The organism is Stutzerimonas stutzeri, assembly GCF_018138085.1.
In the GTDB taxonomy this organism is placed as follows: Bacteria; Pseudomonadota; Gammaproteobacteria; order Pseudomonadales; family Pseudomonadaceae; genus Stutzerimonas; species Stutzerimonas stutzeri_AI.
In genome coordinates this window covers 4185245-4205606 of sequence record NZ_CP073105.1, presented here as the reverse complement: position 1 = coordinate 4205606, position 20362 = coordinate 4185245, and the positions used below count along the sequence as shown (strand labels likewise).

Genomic DNA, 20362 nt, shown 5'->3' with positions numbered 1-20362 from the left:
CTATTCGTCGTCCGACGAGAAGTTGTAGTCCATCGACTGGCTCGGCCCCTGCAAGTATTGGCCCTGGATATAGCCCACCCCGGCCTGCCAGAGCGTCGCAAGGATGGTTGCGCTGTCGACGAAGGGCACGATGGTCTGTTTGGCCTGTTCATGCAGATCGGCGAGCAGTTGCTTGAGCGCGTCCTGGCTCTCCTGGCGGCTCAGCTCCTGCGTATAGGAACCGTCGATCTTGACGAAATCGGCACCCAGGTGTTTGAGCGTATTGAACGGGTTCAGCACGCAGCCGAAGCGGCTCAGGGCGATGCGACAGCCTAGTCCGTTCAGCCCTTCAGTCAGGGCTTTCGCCTGTTTCAGATAGGCGACGGCGTCCTGCTCGTCGATCTGGAAAACCAGCGAGTCAGGCGGCAGGCGCGAAGCCTTGAGTGCGACGCCGAGCCAGTTAAGCAGCGCGGGATCCTGCACGCTGGCGCTCGAGATATGCACGAACAGTCGCGTGCTGTGCCCTTTGCTGCGGTGCTCGGCGAGCAGCTTGATGGAATTGAGCAGTACCCAACGGTCGATCCGGGTAGCCAGCCCAGCCTCCTTTGCGGCGCCGAGAAACTCGCCGGGCGGCACTTCGACGCCTTGCGGGTCGAGCAGGCGCAGCAGCACCTCGTAATGCTCGTGGCTGTCGCCACGCAGGCTAATGATCGGCTGGAACAGCAGGCGGAAGCTGTTCTTTTCCAGGGCCTGCTGCAGCATCGCCAGCAGGTTGCCGCGGTTGGCGGCGGCGGCGAGTTCGGCAGCAGGATCGTAGATGCGCAGTGCATTGCCGTCGCTGAGCTCTTCGGCGCAGCGGTGGGCGCGGTCGATTACGTCTCGTGCTTTCGCTGTTTGTTCATCGAGCGCGGCGAGGCCGATAGTCAGGCTGGTCTGAACGGTACGACCGTTGATCTCGAACAGGTGCCCTTCGACCTTGCGCAACAGCTCGACGAGCGTCGGTTCCAGCTGCTGCGGTGTGGCATCGGCCATCAGCAGCGCAAAGGCATCGTCACCGAAGCGCGCCAGCTCCGCCGATTGCTCGAACTGCTCGCGTAACAACCCGGCCAGCTCGGCGAGCAGGCGGTCCGAGTCGCCCAGACCGATCTCGGCCTGCAGGCTCGCAAAGCGGTCGATGCGCAGGTAGGCCAGGCTCGAAGGCTGCCCTGCGTTCACGGCGCGCTCCACCGCGCCATCGAGCAGTTCGAGGAAATGGTTGCGGTTATACAGTCCGGTCACCTGATCCTGGCTACTGATTTCGCGCAGTTTTTCCAGCTCGTCATTGCCGCTCTCGGCGCGGATGACGACCTGGATGCAGGGTTCGCCGTCGTAGGTGGCGGGGGAAAAGTGCATGCGCGCCTTGAAATTGCCGCCATCGGCGCGGACACCGCCGCACACCAGCTCGGCACTGCCTTGCAGGGACTGGTATTGCTTCAAAAAGCCCTTGAATTCGCCCTGATCGCACGAGGCGATCAGGTCGATCATCGGCATGCCTTCGAGTTCTTCCACGTCTTCGTAGCCGAACAGTTCGAGGTAGGCGCGGTTGGCATAGATGTGCATGCCGTCATGAACGTACGCGATGGCGTCTACCGAGCTTTCCAGCAGCAGCTGGCAACGCTTCTCGGCCTCGCGCAATGCCACCTCCGCCGATCGCCGGGCGCGGCGCTCGTCGAGATTCGCCAGCTCCCGGTTGGCGACCATGATCAGCCATTCGTCCTCGCCCTGCGGCAGTGCACGCTGGGCGCCCAATGCCAGGGCTTCGCTAATGGCGTCGGTGTCGTTGCCGTCGATCAACTGGATGACCGGGATGTCCTTGGCCTGCTTGCGGATGGCGCCGATGGCTTCGCTTGGATCGAGATTGCTGCTGGTCGGCGCGCTGATCAGCAGGTCCCAGGTCTGTTGGAGCGCGTCGGCAAGGTCATCGCTGGAGGTGAGCCGATGCACGCGCGTCGCCTGGCCCGCATTGCGAAACAGGCTGACCAGTCGCTCAGCTTCATTCTGCGAATCCTCGAGGATCAGCAGGCGGATGGTTTTCTTTTGCGGGGCCATGGCAGCAGCTTTGGATTGCGCCTGAGACGGGGCGTTGGGGCTAAGGAACGGTGTGCCGCAATCTACAGCGTGTGCCAGAGTGAGTCAAAATCTTCACCGCGCGGTGCCGACTGGGTTCCCCGGGCTGTGATCGATGTCTCCTGGGGCGTCGCCACGCCCACCCGTTGGTATTCGAACTGACTGTAGCTGCCGGTGCCGGCCTGGCGACGACACAGCAGTGCGCGGAGTTCTTCGCCGTTCTGATTGATCTGTACCTTCTGACCTTCCTGGAACGGCAAGCGGGGCACGATCAGTGTCGCCGGCCGCGAGATGACGGCTATCTCAGGCAGCATCAGGGCGCGCAAGTATTCGCTGCCCTGCTCGGTCTTGCGTAGCAGGCGCAGGCCGCAGGGTTGCGCAGACGGGGCGATGAGCTCGACGCCCATTTGCGGGCCGCCGCCCCGCAATTGGCGAATCCAGCGCACCACCGCGATGCTCCAGGCCTGGCTGCCAGCATCCTGCAAACCGAGCAATTCACCGGTCTGGAGCTGCGCCGGCACGTCATCCGGCCAGGACAGGCAGAAGCCGCCGGGGCTGTGGTCGACTCGATGCACCTCGAAGGTCGGAAAGGCGTTGTCCGCCTTCGGCTCGTCCGGCGGCCCGCTCTCGGACGTTGCAGCCGCGGTGGGGCGGACGAATTCGATATGGTCGCTCGGCAGAATCTCTTCGACGCTCATCGCCTGGGCATCGAAGGCGACAGCCCAGACATCCGGCGCGGCGTTGTTCAGCTTGAACACGGCCGAGCGCGTCGCATCGGGCCGCTTCAGCAGTTCGCCAAACTCGCGTTGGCCCGCCAGGTAATAGTGCAGCGCGCTCATGCCGATGCACAGCTTCATTGAACCTTGTGCCGGGGTGCGCTGGAAGCTGCGCTCGGAAACGTCGCCCCAGGCGGCACTGACGTGGTGCAACAGGTCGAGGCTCACTCCCTCGGGCAGGGCAAGCGTCCGGTCTTCGGCGGACTCTGGCGCTGACCGCAGGTGTTGCTCGATGGCCCGGACCAGGCCATGGGGATCGATGCCGAGCAGGTAAGGGCGCTCCTCGGCCGCGAACATCGATCGATAGCGTGGCGGCCCATCGATACGTGCAGAGACGCCGAACTGGCTGGACGGGCCGGGCGTCTTTTCCAGGCGCACCAGTGCGCTCCAGGGCTCGAGCAACTGCGCCAGCTGGGCGATGTTCTGTTGGCGCATCTGGTTGCAGCGGGCGCTGCCGATCATCAGGGCGACGATATAGCTCTGCTCGATACTCAGCCCCTTGACCCGGTAGCAAAGGTCGTCCCGTACGACAGTGCGATGAAGCCCGTGCGCAACGGCGATGGCGTACAGCTGATGCAGCTCGAACCACAAGCCTTCGGGAGTTGGGTTGTACAGCTGAGTGGAGCGAACCAGCATTGCACAGAGGCTGCGGATTGCGCGTTGCAGCGAGATGGTGACCAGCTGCAGGCGTTCACGCCCGGTCTGTGGCACCAGTTCCACGACAATCAGCTTGTAACCGGTAGCGAGATGGTTGTGCAGCGCCTGGCAAAGGCTCGCCACCTTGCGTGGGCGCTCGCCGAGCACGATCGGCTGGTGATGGAGGTGACGTTCCAGCTCACGGCAAACGAAGTGGATTTCCGGCCGTAGCAGCTCAAGCAGCTGCAGGCGCAACTGGGCAGTCGTGCGCAGCTTGTTGAGTTCAAGCAAGGCCTGGTACAGCTGGCGAGCCGTCTCGCCGAGGTTGGCCTTGGGGAGGCCGGACAGCCACTGCTTTACGCCGCGCACGCTGGGTTCGCAGAAGGACAGCGCCTGAGTGTTCGGCGTCGTCACGCGTAGCAACAATGGTTGGCTTTGATTTTCCAAACGATCAGCTCCGTGGCAGGCTTCCAGCGCACCGCTGGCGATCCTGCCGGTGCGGGTCGGGCGCCCATCACAATGTGATATCAAAATGCAACTGTAACAGTCACATCATAACGGACACGGAGCACTTGGCCAGTGATAGCCGACCATTGGTGCGGTGCTAAGGCTGTGTCGGTTCGTCAGCCGGGATGGTGGCGGGCGGCGTCGCCTTGGCCTGTCCCAGTCCCTCGCCCATGCACACCGGGGTCAAGGCCGATAGCTGTTCGGCCCAGCTGACCTGGTCCGGCCCGAATAGCAGTATCACCGTCGAGCCCAGCTTGAAACGACCCATCTCCGCCCCTTTTTCCAGATGCACGGCGGTTCGGGCCGCTTCATCGTAGCGGAAGGTCTTCAGGGTGCGCTTGGGTGGTGTGACCAATCCGGCCCATACGGTCTCGATGCTGGCGACGATCATGGCGCCGACCAGCACCATCGCCATCGGACCGCGCTCGGTGTCGAACAGGCAGACCACGCGCTCGTTACGCGCGAACAGCTCCGGCACGCCCTCGGCGGTTACGGTGTTGACCGAGAAAATCCGGCCCGGTACGTAGACCATTTCACGCAGCGTCCCGGCCAGCGGCATGTGCACGCGATGGTAGTCCTTGGGTGACAGGTAGACGGTGGCAAAATCCCCGCCCATGAAGGGAGCTGCACGCTCATGGTCGCCACCGAGCAACTCGGTGACGCTGTAACTGTGTCCCTTGGCCTGGAATATCCTGCCCTGCTCGATCTTGCCGAGCTGGCTGATCGCCCCGTCGCAGGGGTTGAGTATCGCACCGGGCGTCGGGTCGAGAGGGCGCGCGCCGTCTTTCAAGGCCCGGGTGAAGAAGGCGTTGAAGTGTTCGTAGGCGGTGGGGTCTTCGATCTGCGCTTCGTGCATGTCGACCTGAAAGTGCTTAACGAACCATTTGATGAAGGTGTTCTTCACCCAAGGTAGGCGGCACTCGGCCACGCAACCGGCCAGGCGCGAAATCAGGTGATGCGGTAGCAGGTACTGGCTGAGTACGAACAAGCGATCTTTCATGGAGAGCCTTTTCATTGCTGGATGGGGGTGTCGGGCAGGTTGCCCCATTCGCCCCAGGAGCCGGGATATCCCTTGATGCGCGGATACCCCAGCGCCTTGGCCAGCAGGTAGGTGAAGCCCGAGCGATGATGCGTCTGGCAGTGGGTGATGATTTCCTTGTCGGCCGTGATACCGAGCGCTTCCAGGCGCTCGGCGATGTCCTCGCGGATGCGCAACGCGCGCGCCGGGTCCATCGCTGCGGTCCATTCGAAGTTGATTGCGCCTGGAATATGGCCAGCACGTGCCGCCAGCGCCTTCTCGCCTCGGTACTCCTCGGGCGAGCGGGCATCCCAGATCACCAGGTCCGCGGAGCCGAGCCGGCTTTCGATGTATTCGTGGGTGGCGCTGGGTGTTTCGCTGAGTTGCAATGCGACCGGCCCGCCCGCTGCGGCAGGGCTGTCCTGCGATAGCGGCCGCTGCTCGGCCAGCCAGGCACGCAGGCCGCCGTTGAGGTAGTGGTAATGCCGGTGGCCGATGACATCCAGCAGCCAGATGAATCGCCCGGCCCAGCCGCCGCCTTCATCGTCATAGACGACGTAGACCGCGTCGGCCCGATGCCCGAGCGCGCCGAACAAAGCTTCCAGCTGGGGCTTGCCGGGCAGCAGTCCGGGCGCTGGCGGCTGGCCGAGCTGGGTCTGCTTGGGGTCGACGAATCGCGCCCCGGGCAGGTGGCCTTCGGCGTAGCGGGAAGCGCTGGTCAGGTCGACCAGAATCAGTTCGGGCGCGCCCAGACGCTCGGCCAGGTCGGCCGGCTCGATGACCAGGGGCAGGGTTGAAAAAGCGGACACGGCAATCCTCGCTCGTTCGGGAAGGGCCAAGTCTAGCGAAAAAATCAGCGACCGCGCTTGCTGAAGGTCGCCAGGGCTCGCTCGATGCATTGGACGGTCTTGGTGAACAGCTGCAGGTTCGCTTCGCTGAACGCGGTGTTGTTCTGATCGGCCGCAAGCAACATCACGACCCGGCCCTCATGGCCAATCGAGCGCAGTAGCAGGTGCTCGCTGGGAAAAAGCGACTTCAGCGCCCCTGGCAGCATGGCCGAGAACTGCGCCAGATTGTCCGGCTTGAGCCGCAGCAGTGCGGGTTTTTCAAGCAGCTTGCGCAGCACCTGGCTCGAGTCCACATCAAGCACCAGGCGCGCAGCCTCGCGCGGCAGGCCACTGCTCTGCTGGCTGACAAGGCGCCGTTGCTTGCGGTCGACGAGCATCAACAGCACCCGTTGCAGGCCGGCACAGCTCAGAGCGTTGCAGGCGGCCGCGGTGAGCTGAACGATGTTGTCGTATGGGCAGGGTTCGCAAAGCAATTCACGGCAATGCGCGCGCCATTGCGCGGACGCTTCGGTATTGGGCGATGCGGCGGTCCGCTCCATCTGGAAAACGCATTCCCATGGCCAGAGCAGGCCCTGAGCGGGGTGCCAGAGCTCGGTCGCTCCGATCGCTCGCGCGCTGCTGGCGGCCTGCTGATGCACCATCTGCTGCAGCTCTGCCAGCGGAACCTGCAGATAGAGGCCGGCCAGCCGCTGCCAGCGCAGGCTGTGAACGCCGCTCCAGCTGTGGTGCGCCGACAGCGCCAGGCCGTTGGCCAGGACGATGGTGTTGCTCGGCAGCGTAAGCCAGCGACGCAACGGCGGGTCGGCATCGAGCATCTGCTGCTGATGCAGCGGGTGCTCGTTATCGCGAGCGATGTGCAGCGCTTTGATCAGCATGCGTCGATGCTCGTTGAGCAGCTGATAGCCCTGGATGATCCAGTCGGGCAGCCCCCAGCGCTTGGCGGTCGCGATACAGAGTTCCAGCAGCGACACGCCGAGCAGCGACTGCTCGACCTGGCGAGCCGGTTCGCGCTTGACCAGCACGCGTTGCTCCCACTCATCGAGCAGTTGTGGGTGGGCCGCGACCATCGCCCAGACGGGGGCGAGAAACAGCAGGCTGCCCCAATGGATCTCTTGCCAGAGCCGCGCAAGGCGCGAAGCGAACAGCCCGCTGGCCTGCTGGCTGGCGTGCTGGCTGATGAGCAACACCTGTCGCAGCGGCGCCGGTATCTCGTCAGGTCTAGCAGCGGGGATGTTTGCAAACAGGGCCTCTGCGCGCTTCAGGCCGATACGGCTGAGGGCGACTTCCAGGCTTTCGGCGGGTTTGCTGCTCGCCGCCGCGCCGCGGTTGGCTTCGCGGATGACGACCAGTGCCAGGGCCGGGCTCGTCTGGATCAGCTCGGCGATCTGTCGCAGGGACAGGCTGCTGTCGCGCAGTGCTCGCTGGACGCGGGCGTACGGAGCGGCAGCCGCGGGCAGCACGACGGCGTCCAGTGCATCGAGCCAGGCGTCAAGCGTGCGGGGTACTTGGGTCATTATGATGGCGCCGTCGAACTAGCATTTCATCGGGATGGCCTTTAGTCTGGCGCAAAAGTTCCGATAACCAGAACAATTCTTTTCATCTGCCCCTTCGCCTGTCCCCATGCAAGCTCGTGCGACTTCGCGCGACTTGTTTCAGGTGCCCTGAGATCAGGTTTTAGACGTACCTTCTATGGCAAAAATCATCGGCATCATCGTAGTTATCGCCAGTGTGCTCGGCGGCTTTGTGCTGTCCGGCGGCAAGCTCGGCGCGCTGATTCACCCGTTCGAGGTGATGATCATCGGCGGCGCTGCCCTCGGCGGTTTCCTGCAGGCCAACCCAGGCAGCACCACCAAGGTGGTGTTCAAGAAGTCGCTGCAGATGTTCAGCACGCGCTTCACCCATAAGTACTACCTGGAAGTGCTGGGGCTACTCTACGAGATTCTCAACAAGAGCCGCCGCGAAGGCATGATGGCGATCGAGGCCGACCTCGAAGACCCCAGCGCCAGCCCGATCTTCAGCAAATACCCGGCGATCCTCAAGGACGACCGGATGACGGCGTTCATCTGTGATTACCTGCGCATCATGTCCTCTGGAAACATGGCGCCGCATGAGCTGGAAGGCCTGTTCGACATGGAGCTCAATGGCCTCAAGGAAGAACTCGAACACCCTTCGCACGCGGTGTCCAAGATCGCTGACGGCCTGCCGGCGATGGGTATCGTGGCGGCGGTACTGGGGATCGTCATCACCATGTCGGTGCTGGCCGAGGCCAACAACGCGGAAATCGGCGAGAAGGTGGGGACCGCGCTGGTGGGTACCTTCCTCGGTATCCTCGCGTCCTATGGTTTCTTCGGGCCGCTGTCTGCAGCGCTTGAGCACGATGCCAAGGAAGAGGTGAACCTCTACGAGGCCATCAAGGCGACCCTGGTGGCCTCGGCATCCGGCATGCCGCCGACGCTTGCCGTGGAGTTTGGACGCAAGGTGCTGCTGCCGGCGCATCGTCCGAGCTTCTCCGAACTCGAACAAGCCATGCGTGGTAGCTAAGCGACATGGAAAACACCCAGCCAATCATCGTCAAGCGCGTCAAGAAGTCGGCCGCCGGCCACCATGGCGGCGCCTGGAAGATTGCCTTCGCCGACTTCGCGACGGCCATGATGGCCTTCTTTCTGGTGATGTGGCTGATGTCTTCCGCCACGCCGGAGCAGAAGCGCGCCATTTCCGGCTACTTTCAGGACCCGATCGGTTTCACCGAGAGCGCGAGCCCGCACGTAATCGATCTCGGTGGCACGCCCACGCCCGCCCCGGACCGCACACTCAATGACGTGATCGATCCGGCGGCCAAGCAGACCGAGGCGTCGCTTGACGCCGAGCAGGTCGAAACGCTCTCCGAACAGCTGGAGCGTGAACGACTGGAGCTGTTGCTACAGGAGTTGCAGAACAAGGTCGACGAGAATCCCGAGCTGACCCGCTTCAAGGATCAGATACTGTTCGAGATCACCCAGGACGGATTGCGCATCCAGATCATGGACGCTGCGAACAGGCCGATGTTCGCGCTCGGTAGCGCCCAGCTTCAGCCCTATTTCGAGGACATCCTGCTGGCGATGGCCGATACCATCCGCGCGGTGCCGAACAAGATCAGCGTCAGTGGCCATACCGATGCCAAGCCCTATTCCGGGCGGGGGGATTTCGGTAACTGGGAGTTGTCCGCCGGGCGTGCCAACGCCGCACGACGGACGCTGGTCGCTGGCGGCTATCCAGAGGATCAGATCGCTCGCGTGGTGGGCTATGCCTCTTCGGCGCTGTTCGACCGTAACGATCCGCTGAACCCGGTCAATCGCCGCATCGATATTCTTGTGCTGACGAAAAAAGCGCAGCGCGACATCGAAGGCGAACAGTCGGATGCCGAAGCGACCAAGCCGGCAGCCGACACCAGTGCTGCGGCGCCGGCAGCCAACTCAGGCGAGCCGCTACAGGCCGCTCCGCTGCGCGAGCGGCTGAACATCTTCGAGGACGGCGTGCTGAAGTTCGATCAGCCGGGCGGCGAATGATCGCCGCGCGGGGTTCAAGCTAGTACTCGGCTTCCGGCAGGCTACTGATGATGTGTCGATAGCTGGCCATTCGTTGCGGCTGGATCCGCCCCTGTTCCAGCGCTTTCAAGAGTGCGCAGCCCGGTTCGCGGTCGTGCTTGCAGTCGCGAAAGCGGCAGTGCCCGAGCAGTTCCTGAAACTCGATGAAGCCGGCTTCGACGTCGCCGCGGCTGACATGCCCCAGGCCGAACTCACGGATGCCCGGTGAGTCGATCAGCTCGCCGCCACCGGGAAAATGAAACAGTCGCGCGGTGGTGGTGGTATGCGTGCCCTTGCCGGTCAATTCGGACAGCGCGCCGACCCGGGTATCGACGCCCGGTAGCAGGCTGTTCACCAGTGACGACTTGCCTACGCCGGACTGCCCGACGAACACGCTGACATGGCCGTCCAGGCGTGCTTTCAGGCTGTCCATGCCGGCGCCGTCATGGGCCGACACTTCCATCAGCGGGTAGCCCAGCGTTCGGTACACCGCCAGCAACGCATCGAGAGCGCCCTGGTTCTGGGCGTCGATCAGGTCCGCCTTGTTCAGCAACAGCAAGGGCGTGATGCCGGCATGCTCGGCGGCGACCAGATAGCGATCGATCAGATTGGCGTGGGGTTCCGGCAGGGGCGCGAAGACGATGACGATCAGGTCGACGTTGGCCGCCACCGGCTTGAGCTGGCCACGGGTGTCGGGGCGGCACAGCTCGGTCTGCCGAGGCAGTTGCGCGACGATCACGCCGATGCCTTGGTTGCCCGGTCGCCAGACCACTCGGTCGCCGGTCACCAGGGCTGGCAGGTTGGCGCGTAAATGACAGCGGAACAACTGACCGCGGTGTTCGCCTTCCTGCGCCTCGACTTCCACCTGCACGCCGAAGTGAGCGATCACCAGGCCGGTTTGTTCCGGGCCGAGATCGCCACCCTCGAGCTCTTCAACGGCGCGCGATTCTCGCCGCGCGGCCCGTGAGGCGCGCTCTTCCTGGATTTTCTCGATGCGCCAGCTTTGTCGGCGGTTGAGTTGGCGTTTGGCCATTTATGTGCGGTGCCCGGGCTGGAAAAGTAGGCGAGTCTAGCATGCCCCCGCGCGTGGCTACGGCCCTGTATGGGCTGCGGCCGGAGGGGTAGACTCTGTGTCGGTTTCCGGTCTGATGAGCGCCTATGCGAGCATTACCCTTCGCGCGGTTTCCCGTCCTGCTGGCCATGCTTGGCCAACTGCTTTCGCTAGTCTTCACCTGGTTTGCGTTGCTCGCGCTGGCGCGCCTGCTCGATTGGCATGTCAGCCTGCTCACCGCGGCCTGGCTGCAGGGTGCGCTCGCAGCATTGCTGGGCCTGCGGTTCGGCCTGTCGCGTTGGTGGCTGCCGATCAACATCGGTTTCGTTCCGGGGCTGGTGCTGATGCAGGGCCACGCGCTGCCGCCCTGGCTGCTGCTGGGCGGCTTTATCGCGTTGTTGTTGCTGAACTGGAATGCCCTGGGCGAGCGGGTGCCGCTGTATCTGACAGGCACCGCGGCCGAACAGCGCCTGAAGCAGCGTCTGGGCCATTTGCCGGATGGTTTTCGCTTCATCGATCTGGGCAGCGGTTTGGGCGGGACCTTGCTACGGCTGTCGCGGGCCTATCCCGCCGCGCACTTCGTCGGTGTCGAGACCGCGCCCCTGACCTTCGCGCTGTGCTGGTTGCGCTGCCTGTTCCAGCGTAACTGCCAAGTGCGCTTTCGCAGCTTCTGGCGCGAGCCGCTGAGCGATTACGACGTGGTCTATTGCTTTCTCTCTCCGGCACCCATGCCGGCGTTGTGGCGCAAGGCGTGCGACGAGATGCGGCCGAGCGCCTTGCTGATCAGTAACAGCTTCGAGGTCCCCGGTGTCGAGCCGCAGGAAACCCTGCCGGTCGATGACTGGCGACGTTCGCGCCTGTTGATCTGGCGTCCAGGCGTCGATGCGCAACCTGACGGCCGTTGCGCGAACGGCTAAACTGCGCGCCACAGCCGAGGAGCCCACCATGCAGAACCCCCAGAACCTCATCTGGATCGACCTGGAAATGACCGGTCTGGATCCTGACAACGATGTCATCATCGAAATGGCGACCATCGTCACCGACAGCCAACTCAACGTACTGGCTGAGGGTCCGGTCATTGCCATTCATCAGAGCGACGAGATTCTCGCCGGCATGGACGAGTGGAATACCCGGCAGCACGGCGGTTCGGGCTTGACGCAGCGCGTGCGTGACAGCCGGATTTCCACCGAGGAAGCCGAGGCGCAGACCTTGGCATTTCTCGAGCAATGGGTGCCCAAGGGCAAGTCGCCGATCTGCGGCAACAGCATCTGCCAGGATCGGCGCTTCCTGTACCGGCGCATGCCGCGACTGGAGGCCTATTTTCACTATCGCAACCTAGATGTCTCGACGCTCAAGGAGCTTGCCGCGCGCTGGGCACCGGACGTGCTGGCCGGCTTCAAGAAGGGGGGGACGCATCTGGCGCTGGACGACATCCGTGAGTCGATCGCCGAACTGCGTCATTACCGCGAGCATTTCATCAAAAGCTGAAAAGACGAAAAAGACGCTGAAGGCTGAAGGCTGAAGGCTGAAGGCTGAGGGCTGGACGAGCCGCAATTCACTTGCCTGAGAGGTGCTTGCCGGCTTCGCTGCTCGGCCTCCAGCCTATTTCCCCAGCCGCCGCAACTCGTCCGACTCGACCACCCGTATCCCATCACCTTCCTCCAGCGCCAGGCGCCAGAGGGCGCGCGCCAGCGTGCAGGCCGAAATGCCCCGGTACTTGCCAGGCAGCAGGTAGGAGAGTGGGGCGGTCAATCGTTCCACCGGACGTACTTCCATGCGCGGCCCCAGCAATTGCGACGGGCGTGCGATGGTCAGTTGTGGCCAATCCTGAGCGCGCAAGGCTTCTTCCATTTCGCCCTTGACCCGGCAGTAGAAGATCGAGCTGTCCGGGCTCGCGCCCAGGGAACTGATCACCAGAAGGTGTCGTGCGCCCAGGTCGCGCGCGCGCCTGGCGAATTCGACGACCAGAACGAGATCGATGGCGCGGAACGCGTCCTGGCTTCCTGCCTCCTTGAGCGTGCTGCCGAGACAGCAGAATGCCGTGTCCATCTGGCCTGACAGCTGCGGCAGCAGGGTCCGTAGCGGGCCGATCGGATTCTCCAGCCTCGGATGCTCGGCCAGGGGTTTGCGGGTTGGCGCGAGGACGCACTCGACCGTAGGTTCGTTGAGCAGGCGGTCGAGCAGATGCTCGCCGGTCAGTCCGGTGGCGCCGGCAAGCAAAATGCGCTGGGGCGTCAAATACATGGTTTGGCTTCCTGTGACGATTCAGTCGGTCGGCGCGGGCTGTGGTTCGTTCAGCACTCGCCAGTGTTCGACAACCTGCTGCGGCGCCCAGATCTGCGGCTCCGAAGCCTGATAGTGGTCGGCTTGCTCCCGTTCGGCAACCCTCGCCTGTGCCAGCGTGAACGCTTGCACGATATCGCGGGTTTGCTGCAGCGCTTCGGCGAACAGGGCGCGGCCGAAGTAGGTGAAGTCGCTTTCCTCGGAGCAGCCGAACGACACGCGGTCAGCGCGCGCGGCGGTAATCACCAGAGTATTGGGGCTCTTCAGCGGCTCGATGAAGCCGCCGGAGTAACAGGCTGAGATCACGACCACCTTGTCGCGTTCGGCAAGCGGTTGCAGCAGGGTCGCCAGGTCCGTTGCCGGAAGGTCTTCCAGGGCCATGCGGGGCTGCGCCAGCACCAACTGATGATCGGCCGAGCCGTGGCTGGTCAGGTAGATGAAAATCAGGTCCTCGGCGCCACTGCGTTCGGCCAGCGTACGGACAGCGCGCGCGATCGTCTCGCGGGTCGCCAGCGGCCGCTCGGTGAGCTGGTCGCGATGGTTGACCAAGGTTATCTGGCCGCGCGCGGCGAAGCGTTCGGCCAGCAGTGCATCGACATAATCCACCTCACGCATGAACACGCTCTGGCGTCCGTCGCCGGCGACGGTGAGGCTGTAGAGTTCTGCCGCTGCGGTCGAGGCTGGCACCGCCTCGAGCATGTCTGCAAGCAGCGGCCCCTGGCGCAACAGGCCGATTTCCAGCGGATCGGGCAGGCGTTTGCCGGTGGCGTCATGGCTCAGGCGACCGGCGCGCCACATGCCGCGCTGTTCGGTGCCGTCGGCCAGCGTGAGCGTGCCCGGCCCGTGAAACCGCCCGGCGTGGAACTGGCCCTGGTAGCGGCTGCCGTCCGGCTGTTGCAGTTGCCCTTCGCCCTGATACTGCCAATGCTCGAACGCGCCCTTGTAGCGGGAGCCGTCGATGCCGGCGTACTCGCCCGGGCCGCTCAGCTCGCCGTGCTCGAAGCCTCCGGTCCAGACGTTGCCGTCGGCGTCTTCATAGCGGCCCTGGCCGTGAAACAGGTCATTCTCGAAGCGCCCGATGTAGTGATCGCCGCCATTGCCCCGATAGGCACCTTCGCCGTTCACTTGGCCATCGACGAAGGTACCGCTGTATGCACCGTCGGCGTCGCTGCGGCTGCCTTCGCCATTGGGCTGGCCGTTGGCGAACGCGCCCTGATAGGTCGTGCCGTCGTGCTGCAGCTTGCCTTGGCCGTGGTAGAGACCGTCCCTGAAGTTGCCTTCGTAGCTCAAGCCCGCTTCGGTATAGCGACCTTCGCCGTTGAGGCTGCCGCCGCGGAACTGACCTTCGTAGACACCGCCGGTGGCGTAGATGAACCGCCCCTGGCCCTCGAACAGGCCTTGTCTGAACTCGCCTTCGTAGCGATCGCCGTTGGCGCCTTGCCAACTGCCCTGGCCATGCCACTGGCCGTCCTTGAATCCGCCGCGGTAAAGGCTGCCGTTGGGGTAGTCGATTCGTCCCTGGCCTTGCAGGCGCCCGTCGACGATCTCGCCGCGGTAGCGCCCTCCATCCGGTAGCACCGCGTCGGGCGGTAGCAAGGGCTCGCCATCGCCGCAGGCGACCAGCAGGCAAGCGAGCAGAAGCAGGGTGAGGCGGCGCATGCGGCTATCCAGAGAGAGGAGGCCGGCAGTATGCCGCAAACGGGGCGGGGTGCGACAACGGCGCACCCCGTGAGGTCAGACGACGCAGAGCGCCAGGGTTTCGGCAATGTAGGCCGGTTTCTCCACGCCTTCGATTTCCATGACGGCGCGGGCCTTGAGCAGCCATTGCCCCGGATTCTTCTCATAGGCATCAAGCAGTGTCGCGGCTATACGGACCCGCGATCCGACTCTCACCGGCTGGATGAAGCGCAGGCTGTCGAGACCATAGTTGACCCCCATCTTGGTGCCTTCGGGCCGGACCATCAGGTCCTCCATCAGCAGGGGCAGCAGCGAGAGGGACAGGTAGCCGTGCGCGATGGTGCCGCCAAACGGCGTCTGGGCGGCTTTCTCCGGATCGATATGAATGAACTGATGGTCGCCGGTGCATTCGGCAAACTGGTCGACACGCTGCTGATCGACGGTGAGCCAGTCGGAGTGACCGAGCTCCTTGCCAATGTAGTTCTTGAGTTCAGTGACGGGTACCTGCGGCATATGACCTCCGGACGTTTGTTGTTATGTCGGTGCAGCGTCTGAGGGTTAGATCAGCATGGGGCCGCGGATCGATCAAGCACGCATGGTCGTGCGAATGGTGGCCCATAGGTCAAGCCCGTGCCGGCCCCCGCCGGGTGGCGGGGACTGGCTTATAATGTCGATTCCCTCACTCAGGAGACATCCATGCTGCTACGCGGCCTAACCTGGCTGGTGCTGTTCCAACTGCTCGGCACTGCACTCAACGTGTTGATCCTGCCGGTGCTGCCGGGGCCGATCATCGGGCTGGTGCTGCTGTTCGTGGCGCTGCTGATGCGTGGCCAGGCCAGTGAATCCCTGCAACTGGCTGCCAGCAGCCTGTTGCGTTACCTGCCGCTGTTGCTGGTGCCACCGGCTGTGGGCGTGATGGCCTATACCGAGGCGATTCTCGACGACTTCTGGGCCATCGTCGGCGTACTGGTGCTGTCCTTGGTGGTCTCGCTGGTGTTCACCGGTTGGCTGATGCAGGCGCTGATCCGCCGCCAGCAGCGTCGGGCGGGCCGAGCATGATCGGCGGGCAGTGGCAGGCGGCCTGGGATGCGGTGATTCATCACCCGCTGTTCGGCGTAGCCATCACGCTGGCGGCGTTCCAGTTGGCTTATGCCGCCTATGAGAAAACTCGCTGGGTGTTTCTGCAGCCGGTGCTGGTGTCGATGCTGATGGTCGTCGGCATCCTGCTGGCTTGCGGCCTGACCTACCAGCAATACCGCGACAGCGCGCAGATGCTCACCGTTCTGCTCGGACCGGCCACCGTGGCGCTGGCGGTCCCGCTGTATCTGAATCTGCGCCGAATCCGCGAGTTGTTCGGTCCGATCATGGTGACCCTGTTGCTGGCGGGTACCGCTGCGACTGCGCTCGGCATGGCTCTGGCCTGGGCCTTTGGCGCCGACCAGGTGATTCTGATGACCCTGGCGCCGAAATCGGTGACCTCACCGATCGCCATGCTGGTAGCCGAGCAGATCGGCGGGGTGGTCGCGCTGGCCGCGGTGTTCGTGATGATCACCGGCATCATCGGTGCGATCGTCGGTCCGGAACTGTTACGTCGCTTTGGCGTTCAGCATCCTGCGGCCCGCGGCATGGCGTTGGGCCTGACCGCCCATGCGGTGGGTACCGCGCAGGCACTGCAGGAAAGCGAGGAGTGCGGTGCCTTCGCGGCGTTGGCGATGAGCCTGATGGGGGTGATGACCGCCGTGCTGCTGCCGCTGGCGGTGTTGCTGTTGTCCTGAGGAGTTGATATGAAGCTGCCGTTGTTTCCGCTCGATACCGTGTTGTTTCCCGGTTGCACCCTCGATCTGCAGATCTTCGAGGCGCGTTATCTGGATATGGTCAGCAGCTGCCTAAAAGCCGGTCATGGCTTCGGTGTGGTCCGCCTCATCGAGGGCAGCGAGGTGGGCCTGGCGGCGAGCGAGTACGCATCGACCGGTTGCGAGGCGCTGATTCGCGACTGGCAGCAGCGTCCCAACGGCTTGCTGGGCATCCGCGTCGAAGGCGGGCGTCGCTTCGATGTGCTGTCGGCAGAGGTGCAGCGTGATCAGCTGACCGTCGCTGAGATCAGCTGGCGCGACGAAGGCGGCGATCTGCCCCTGGGTGACGAGCACGCTGACCTGGCGATTCTGCTCGAGGCTCTGGGCCAGCACCCGCTGGTCGAAACCCTGGGCATGGGCGGTGCCGTGCAGGGGCAGCGTTCCTTGGCGTACCAGCTGGCCTATTTGCTGCCCTTTCAGCCGGAACAGAAGGTCGAACTGTTGCAGTTGGACGATGCGCCGCTGCAACTGCAGCGAATCCAGCATTGGCTGGAGCAGTTGCAGGGCGATGCGGTCGATGGCGACGACGTCTAGCGGGCGCTGCTGGCCGTAGGCTACTGATAGCGATACAGCAGCATGGCGCCTGGCAATGCCCAGATCGAGAATGCGCCGATCAGGCCAAGGGCCGCGGGCAGGATCAGCCACCACACCTTGGGCGAGAGTGCATTCATCGGTGCGCGCCATTGCACGATGGTCAGGCTCGCAGCGCAAATGGTGGCGGCCAGAACCGCACCGGCGATCACATCGGTCGGCCAGTGCACTCCGAGGTAGACACGTGATAACGCGATGGCGGTTGCCGGCAGTCCTGCCAGCAGTACCCAGGCCAGACGCAGGCGTGGCGGCTGGCCCCGCCCCGCAAGGACCCCGAGGGTAAGAAAGAACGCGAACGCCGCCGAGCTGTGGCCGCTGGGGAAACTGAAGCTTTGCAGGGGCTCGAGAAGGATTTCCGGACGGACCCGTCCGAACGTCGCTTTCAGCGCGCCGTTGGCCAGTGCCGTGCCCAGTAGCGTGAGGATAGCGAACGTCGCCGCTCGCCATTGTTTCACCACGAGCAGCAGCACGCTCAACAGTACTGCGGCCCACAGCTGGGTATGGAAATCCCCGGCCCGCGTGACCACGACCACGAAACGATCGAATATCGGGCTGCGCTCGCCCTGGACTACCGTCATCAGGCCTTGGTCGAACTCCACCAGATAGGGCCAGCCGATGAACAGGCCGATCAGTGTGGCGGCGCTGAGTGCCGCTGCGTACGGTGTGACCCAGCGCAACTGATGCAGGCTGCCGTGCACCACGCCGCCGATCAGCAGCAACAGTACCGCGATCACCACGCCCGCCTCTGGCCAGAAATCGTCGGGCAGCGGCAATCGCACGGCCGCGCCGGCTGTCCAGCCCGGCAACAGATAAGCCATCGCCCAGCCGGCTGCGGCGACCAGGCTGACCAGCAGGAAGCGTCCGAATGGCATGTCGAGCATGCCGGCGGTGAGAGGAAGCATGGGGCGCAGCGGGCCGATGAAGCGCCCCACCAGCAGGCTGGCGATGCCGTAGCGCTCGAAGTACAGCTCGGCGCGGGTCAGCCACTGCGGGTTGTTGCGCAGGCCCCGCATACTACGAATGCTCTGGTGATAGCGGCGTCCCAGTCCGTAGGACAGCAGGTCGCCCAGCAGGCCACCGGCGTAACCCAGCAGCAGGGTTTCGCCGAGGCTCAGCACGCCACTGCCGGCGAGCACAGCGATACCGAATATGAGGACGGTGCCGGGCATCAGCAGGCCCACCACCGCGAGACACTCCAGGCACGCCACCAGGAACAGGCTCAAGCCCAGCCATTGTGGATTGTCAGCGAGCCAGCCGGTGAGTGTGGTGAGCCATTCGGGCATGGAGGTTTCCTTGAGTCGAGAGGGTTTCGACCTGGCAGCTGGCGCTCCGGTTTCAAGTGCCGGGCATGATTCTGCCAATGTTGATGGCGCCCCCGACGGCTTCAGCTTGCGGTGAGCGGTTGTCGGGCGCGCGACGGCTCGGGCGGATCAGGCTACTGCACGCCACGCTTTTCAGCCATTCGCCCGACGCCGCTGTGCGCCGGACGCATGGGTGGCTATAATCAGCCGCTTTCTCTCCAGTCAGGCCAGCCAGACCATGACCGAGTCCGTACTCGACTACATGACCCGCCTCGGTCGCGCCGCTCGCGAGGCGTCGCGGGTGCTTGCGCGCGCCACCACCGCGCAGAAGAATCGAGCCCTGCATGCCGCGGCCGCTGCGCTCGATGCCGCGCGCGAGGAATTGGTGGCAGCCAACCAGCAAGACCTCGCCGCTGGGCGCGCCAACGGCCTGGACGAGGCCATGCTCGACCGGCTGGCGCTGACGCCGGCGCGTATCGACGACATGATCGAGGGGTTGCGCCAGGTTGCGACCTTGCCCGATCCGATTGGTGAAATCCGCGACATGCGCTATCTGCCCTCCGGCATTCAGGTGGGCAAGATGCGCGTGCCGCTGGGCGTGGTCGGCATCATCTACGAGTCGCGGCCGAACGTGACCATCGATGCCGCCAGCCTCTGCTTGAAGTCTGGCAACGCGACGATTCTGCGCGGCGGCTCGGAAGCGATTCATTCGAACCAGGCGATTGCCCGCTGCATCCAGCTGGGGCTGGCCGAAGCCGAGCTGCCGGCCGCAGCGGTGCAGGTCGTCGAGACCACCGATCGTGCTGCCGTCGGCGCGTTGATCACCATGCCGGACTATGTCGATGTCATAGTGCCGCGCGGCGGCAAGGGCCTGATCGAACGCATCAGCCGCGATGCCAAGGTCCCGGTGATCAGGCATCTGGACGGCATCTGCCATGTCTACATCGACCAGGCCGCCGATCTCGACAAGGCCATTCGTGTGGCCGACAACGCCAAGACCCAGCGCTACGCGCCGTGCAATACCATGGAAACGCTGCTGGTGCATACGGCCATCGCAGCGCGCGTATTGCCGCCGCTTGCGGCCATCTACCACGAAAAGGGCGTCGAGCTGCGTGGCTGCCCGCGCACCTGCGAGCTGCTCGGCGAAGCGGTGCATGCGGCCAGCGAAGAGGACTGGACCACCGAGTATAACGCGCCGATCCTGTCGATCCGAGTGGTCGATTCGCTCGACCAGGCGATCGAACATATCAACCGCTACGGTTCTCAGCACACCGACGCCATCATCACGGAAAACTTCACCGACGCCCGGCGCTTCATCACCGAAGTGGATTCCGCGTCGGTGATGGTCAATGCCTCCACCCGCTTTGCCGATGGCTTCGAATACGGCCTGGGCGCCGAGATCGGCATCTCCACCGATAAGCTGCACGCGCGTGGTCCGGTGGGGCTGGAAGGGCTGACCAGCGAGAAGTATGTAGTCTTCGGCGACGGCCATGTGCGTACTTGATGGGCGTTAATCAACGGCCACGGCGCATCGGCGTTCTCGGCGGTACCTTCGACCCGGTGCATATCGGGCACCTCCGCGGGGCGCTGGAAGTGGCCGAGACGCTCGGCCTCGACGAAGTGCGGCTCGTTCCCAACTTTCGCCCGCCGCACCGCGAGGCGCCGAACAGCTCCGCTCAGGATCGTCTGGCCATGGTTCGGCTGGCGGTGCAGGACGTGCCGCCGCTCGCGGTCGATGCGCGCGAGCTGGAGCGCGACAGGCCTTCGTACACACTCGACACGCTGGAGTCGTTGCGTGAAGAGCTGGATCAGCAGGATCAGATCCATCTCATCGTCGGCTGGGATGCCTTTTGCGGGCTGCCCAGCTGGCATCGCTGGGAAGAACTGCTCGATCACTGTCACATCCTGGTCATGCAGCGGCCGGATGCCGATAGCGACGCGCCGCAAGCCTTGCGCGACCTGCTGGCGGCGCGCAGCGTCAACGACCCGCTGGCGCTTTCTGGCCGCAGCGGACAAATCGCTTTCGTCTGGCAGGCGCCGCTCGAGGTGTCAGCGACACGAATTCGTCAATTTCTGGCCAGCGGCCGATCGGTCCGTTTTCTCGTACCCGACGCCGTACTGGCTTATATCAACGCGCACGGACTTTACCGGGCGTCGAACTGAGGTTGTTTCA

Annotated in this window: 19 protein-coding genes; 9 read left to right on the top strand and 10 right to left on the bottom strand. The window is 64.2% G+C overall.

Going from position 1 to position 20362, the window contains the following annotated elements; all coding sequences use genetic code 11:
• The 5 genes from KCX70_RS19390 to KCX70_RS19370 form a co-directional block, all read right to left on the bottom strand.
• Positions 1-2067 carry an EAL domain-containing response regulator gene (locus KCX70_RS19390; protein WP_212618505.1) on the bottom strand — a complete coding sequence of 689 codons (2067 nt, stop codon included), beginning with the start codon at positions 2065-2067 and terminating at the stop codon, positions 1-3.
• A 62-nt stretch (positions 2068-2129) separates the two neighbouring features.
• Positions 2130-3944 carry a molecular chaperone gene (locus tag KCX70_RS19385; protein ID WP_212618504.1) on the bottom strand — a complete coding sequence of 605 codons (1815 nt, stop codon included), beginning with the start codon at positions 3942-3944 and terminating at the stop codon, positions 2130-2132.
• A 157-nt stretch (positions 3945-4101) separates the two neighbouring features.
• Positions 4102-5004 (bottom strand): archaetidylserine decarboxylase, encoded by a 903-nt coding sequence (gene asd / locus KCX70_RS19380; RefSeq protein WP_021209705.1) that lies wholly within the window; start codon positions 5002-5004, stop codon positions 4102-4104.
• 11 nt (positions 5005-5015) lie between these two features.
• Positions 5016-5831, bottom strand: coding sequence for a rhodanese-like domain-containing protein (locus KCX70_RS19375; RefSeq protein WP_212618503.1), 816 nt, complete (start codon positions 5829-5831; stop codon positions 5016-5018).
• Positions 5832-5875: 44 nt separating this feature from the next.
• Positions 5876-7384, bottom strand: coding sequence for an HDOD domain-containing protein (locus tag KCX70_RS19370; protein WP_212618502.1), 1509 nt, complete (start codon positions 7382-7384; stop codon positions 5876-5878).
• 175 nt (positions 7385-7559) lie between these two features.
• Here KCX70_RS19370 and motA point away from each other — a divergent pair, with 175 nt between their 5' ends.
• Both motA and motB read left to right on the top strand, forming a co-directional pair.
• On the top strand, positions 7560-8411 hold the full coding sequence (motA, locus tag KCX70_RS19365; RefSeq protein ID WP_021209702.1) for a flagellar motor stator protein MotA: 852 nt from the start codon (positions 7560-7562) through the stop codon (positions 8409-8411).
• A gap of 5 nt (positions 8412-8416) precedes the next feature.
• The gene (gene motB / locus KCX70_RS19360; RefSeq protein WP_212618501.1) at positions 8417-9415 is read left to right on the top strand and encodes a flagellar motor protein MotB; all 999 of its coding nucleotides are present in this window, start codon (positions 8417-8419) and stop codon (positions 9413-9415) included.
• A gap of 19 nt (positions 9416-9434) precedes the next feature.
• Here motB and rsgA read toward each other — a convergent pair whose 3' ends face one another.
• Positions 9435-10466, bottom strand: a complete 1032-nt coding sequence (rsgA, locus tag KCX70_RS19355) for a small ribosomal subunit biogenesis GTPase RsgA (protein WP_212618500.1) — start codon at positions 10464-10466, stop codon at positions 9435-9437.
• Positions 10467-10591: 125 nt separating this feature from the next.
• Here rsgA and KCX70_RS19350 point away from each other — a divergent pair, with 125 nt between their 5' ends.
• Together KCX70_RS19350 and orn are read left to right on the top strand one after the other, a co-directional pair.
• Positions 10592-11401, top strand: coding sequence for a class I SAM-dependent methyltransferase (locus KCX70_RS19350; RefSeq protein WP_212618499.1), 810 nt, complete (start codon positions 10592-10594; stop codon positions 11399-11401).
• 28 nt (positions 11402-11429) lie between these two features.
• On the top strand, positions 11430-11972 hold the full coding sequence (gene orn / locus KCX70_RS19345) for an oligoribonuclease (protein ID WP_021209698.1): 543 nt from the start codon (positions 11430-11432) through the stop codon (positions 11970-11972).
• A gap of 114 nt (positions 11973-12086) precedes the next feature.
• Here orn and KCX70_RS19340 read toward each other — a convergent pair whose 3' ends face one another.
• The 3 genes from KCX70_RS19340 to KCX70_RS19330 form a co-directional block, all read right to left on the bottom strand.
• Positions 12087-12728: an oxidoreductase gene (locus KCX70_RS19340; RefSeq protein ID WP_212618498.1), complete on the bottom strand. Its 642-nt coding sequence runs from the start codon at positions 12726-12728 to the stop codon at positions 12087-12089.
• A 21-nt stretch (positions 12729-12749) separates the two neighbouring features.
• Complete coding sequence (locus KCX70_RS19335) at positions 12750-14426, bottom strand: C13 family peptidase (protein ID WP_212618497.1); 1677 nt, start codon at positions 14424-14426, stop codon at positions 12750-12752.
• Between the two features lie 75 nt (positions 14427-14501).
• Positions 14502-14957, bottom strand: a complete 456-nt coding sequence (locus KCX70_RS19330) for a MaoC family dehydratase (protein ID WP_212618496.1) — start codon at positions 14955-14957, stop codon at positions 14502-14504.
• Between the two features lie 183 nt (positions 14958-15140).
• On the opposite strand from KCX70_RS19330, the gene KCX70_RS19325 reads away from it, so the two are divergent.
• The 3 genes from KCX70_RS19325 to KCX70_RS19315 are packed head-to-tail and all read left to right on the top strand — an operon-like array spanning position 15141 to position 16831.
• Positions 15141-15503, top strand: coding sequence for a CidA/LrgA family protein (locus KCX70_RS19325; RefSeq protein ID WP_021209694.1), 363 nt, complete (start codon positions 15141-15143; stop codon positions 15501-15503).
• Positions 15500-16219, top strand: a complete 720-nt coding sequence (locus KCX70_RS19320; protein WP_021209693.1) for an LrgB family protein — start codon at positions 15500-15502, stop codon at positions 16217-16219. Before KCX70_RS19325 ends, KCX70_RS19320 begins: the two co-directional genes overlap by 4 nt.
• Before the next feature lie 9 nt (positions 16220-16228).
• Positions 16229-16831 carry an LON peptidase substrate-binding domain-containing protein gene (locus KCX70_RS19315; protein ID WP_212618495.1) on the top strand — a complete coding sequence of 201 codons (603 nt, stop codon included), beginning with the start codon at positions 16229-16231 and terminating at the stop codon, positions 16829-16831.
• Between the two features lie 20 nt (positions 16832-16851).
• Here the strand turns inward: KCX70_RS19315 and KCX70_RS19310 are convergent, their stop codons facing one another.
• Entirely contained in the window at positions 16852-18171 is a 1320-nt protein-coding gene (locus KCX70_RS19310; protein ID WP_212618494.1) for a bifunctional DedA family/phosphatase PAP2 family protein, read from the bottom strand.
• Positions 18172-18427: 256 nt separating this feature from the next.
• On the opposite strand from KCX70_RS19310, the gene KCX70_RS19305 reads away from it, so the two are divergent.
• Together KCX70_RS19305 and nadD are read left to right on the top strand one after the other, a co-directional pair.
• Positions 18428-19693, top strand: coding sequence for a glutamate-5-semialdehyde dehydrogenase (locus tag KCX70_RS19305; RefSeq protein WP_212620391.1), 1266 nt, complete (start codon positions 18428-18430; stop codon positions 19691-19693).
• The gene (gene nadD, locus KCX70_RS19300; protein WP_102853195.1) at positions 19693-20352 is read left to right on the top strand and encodes a nicotinate-nucleotide adenylyltransferase; all 660 of its coding nucleotides are present in this window, start codon (positions 19693-19695) and stop codon (positions 20350-20352) included. The genes KCX70_RS19305 and nadD overlap by 1 nt, the downstream gene beginning before the upstream one ends.
• Positions 20353-20362 lie beyond the last annotated feature (10 nt).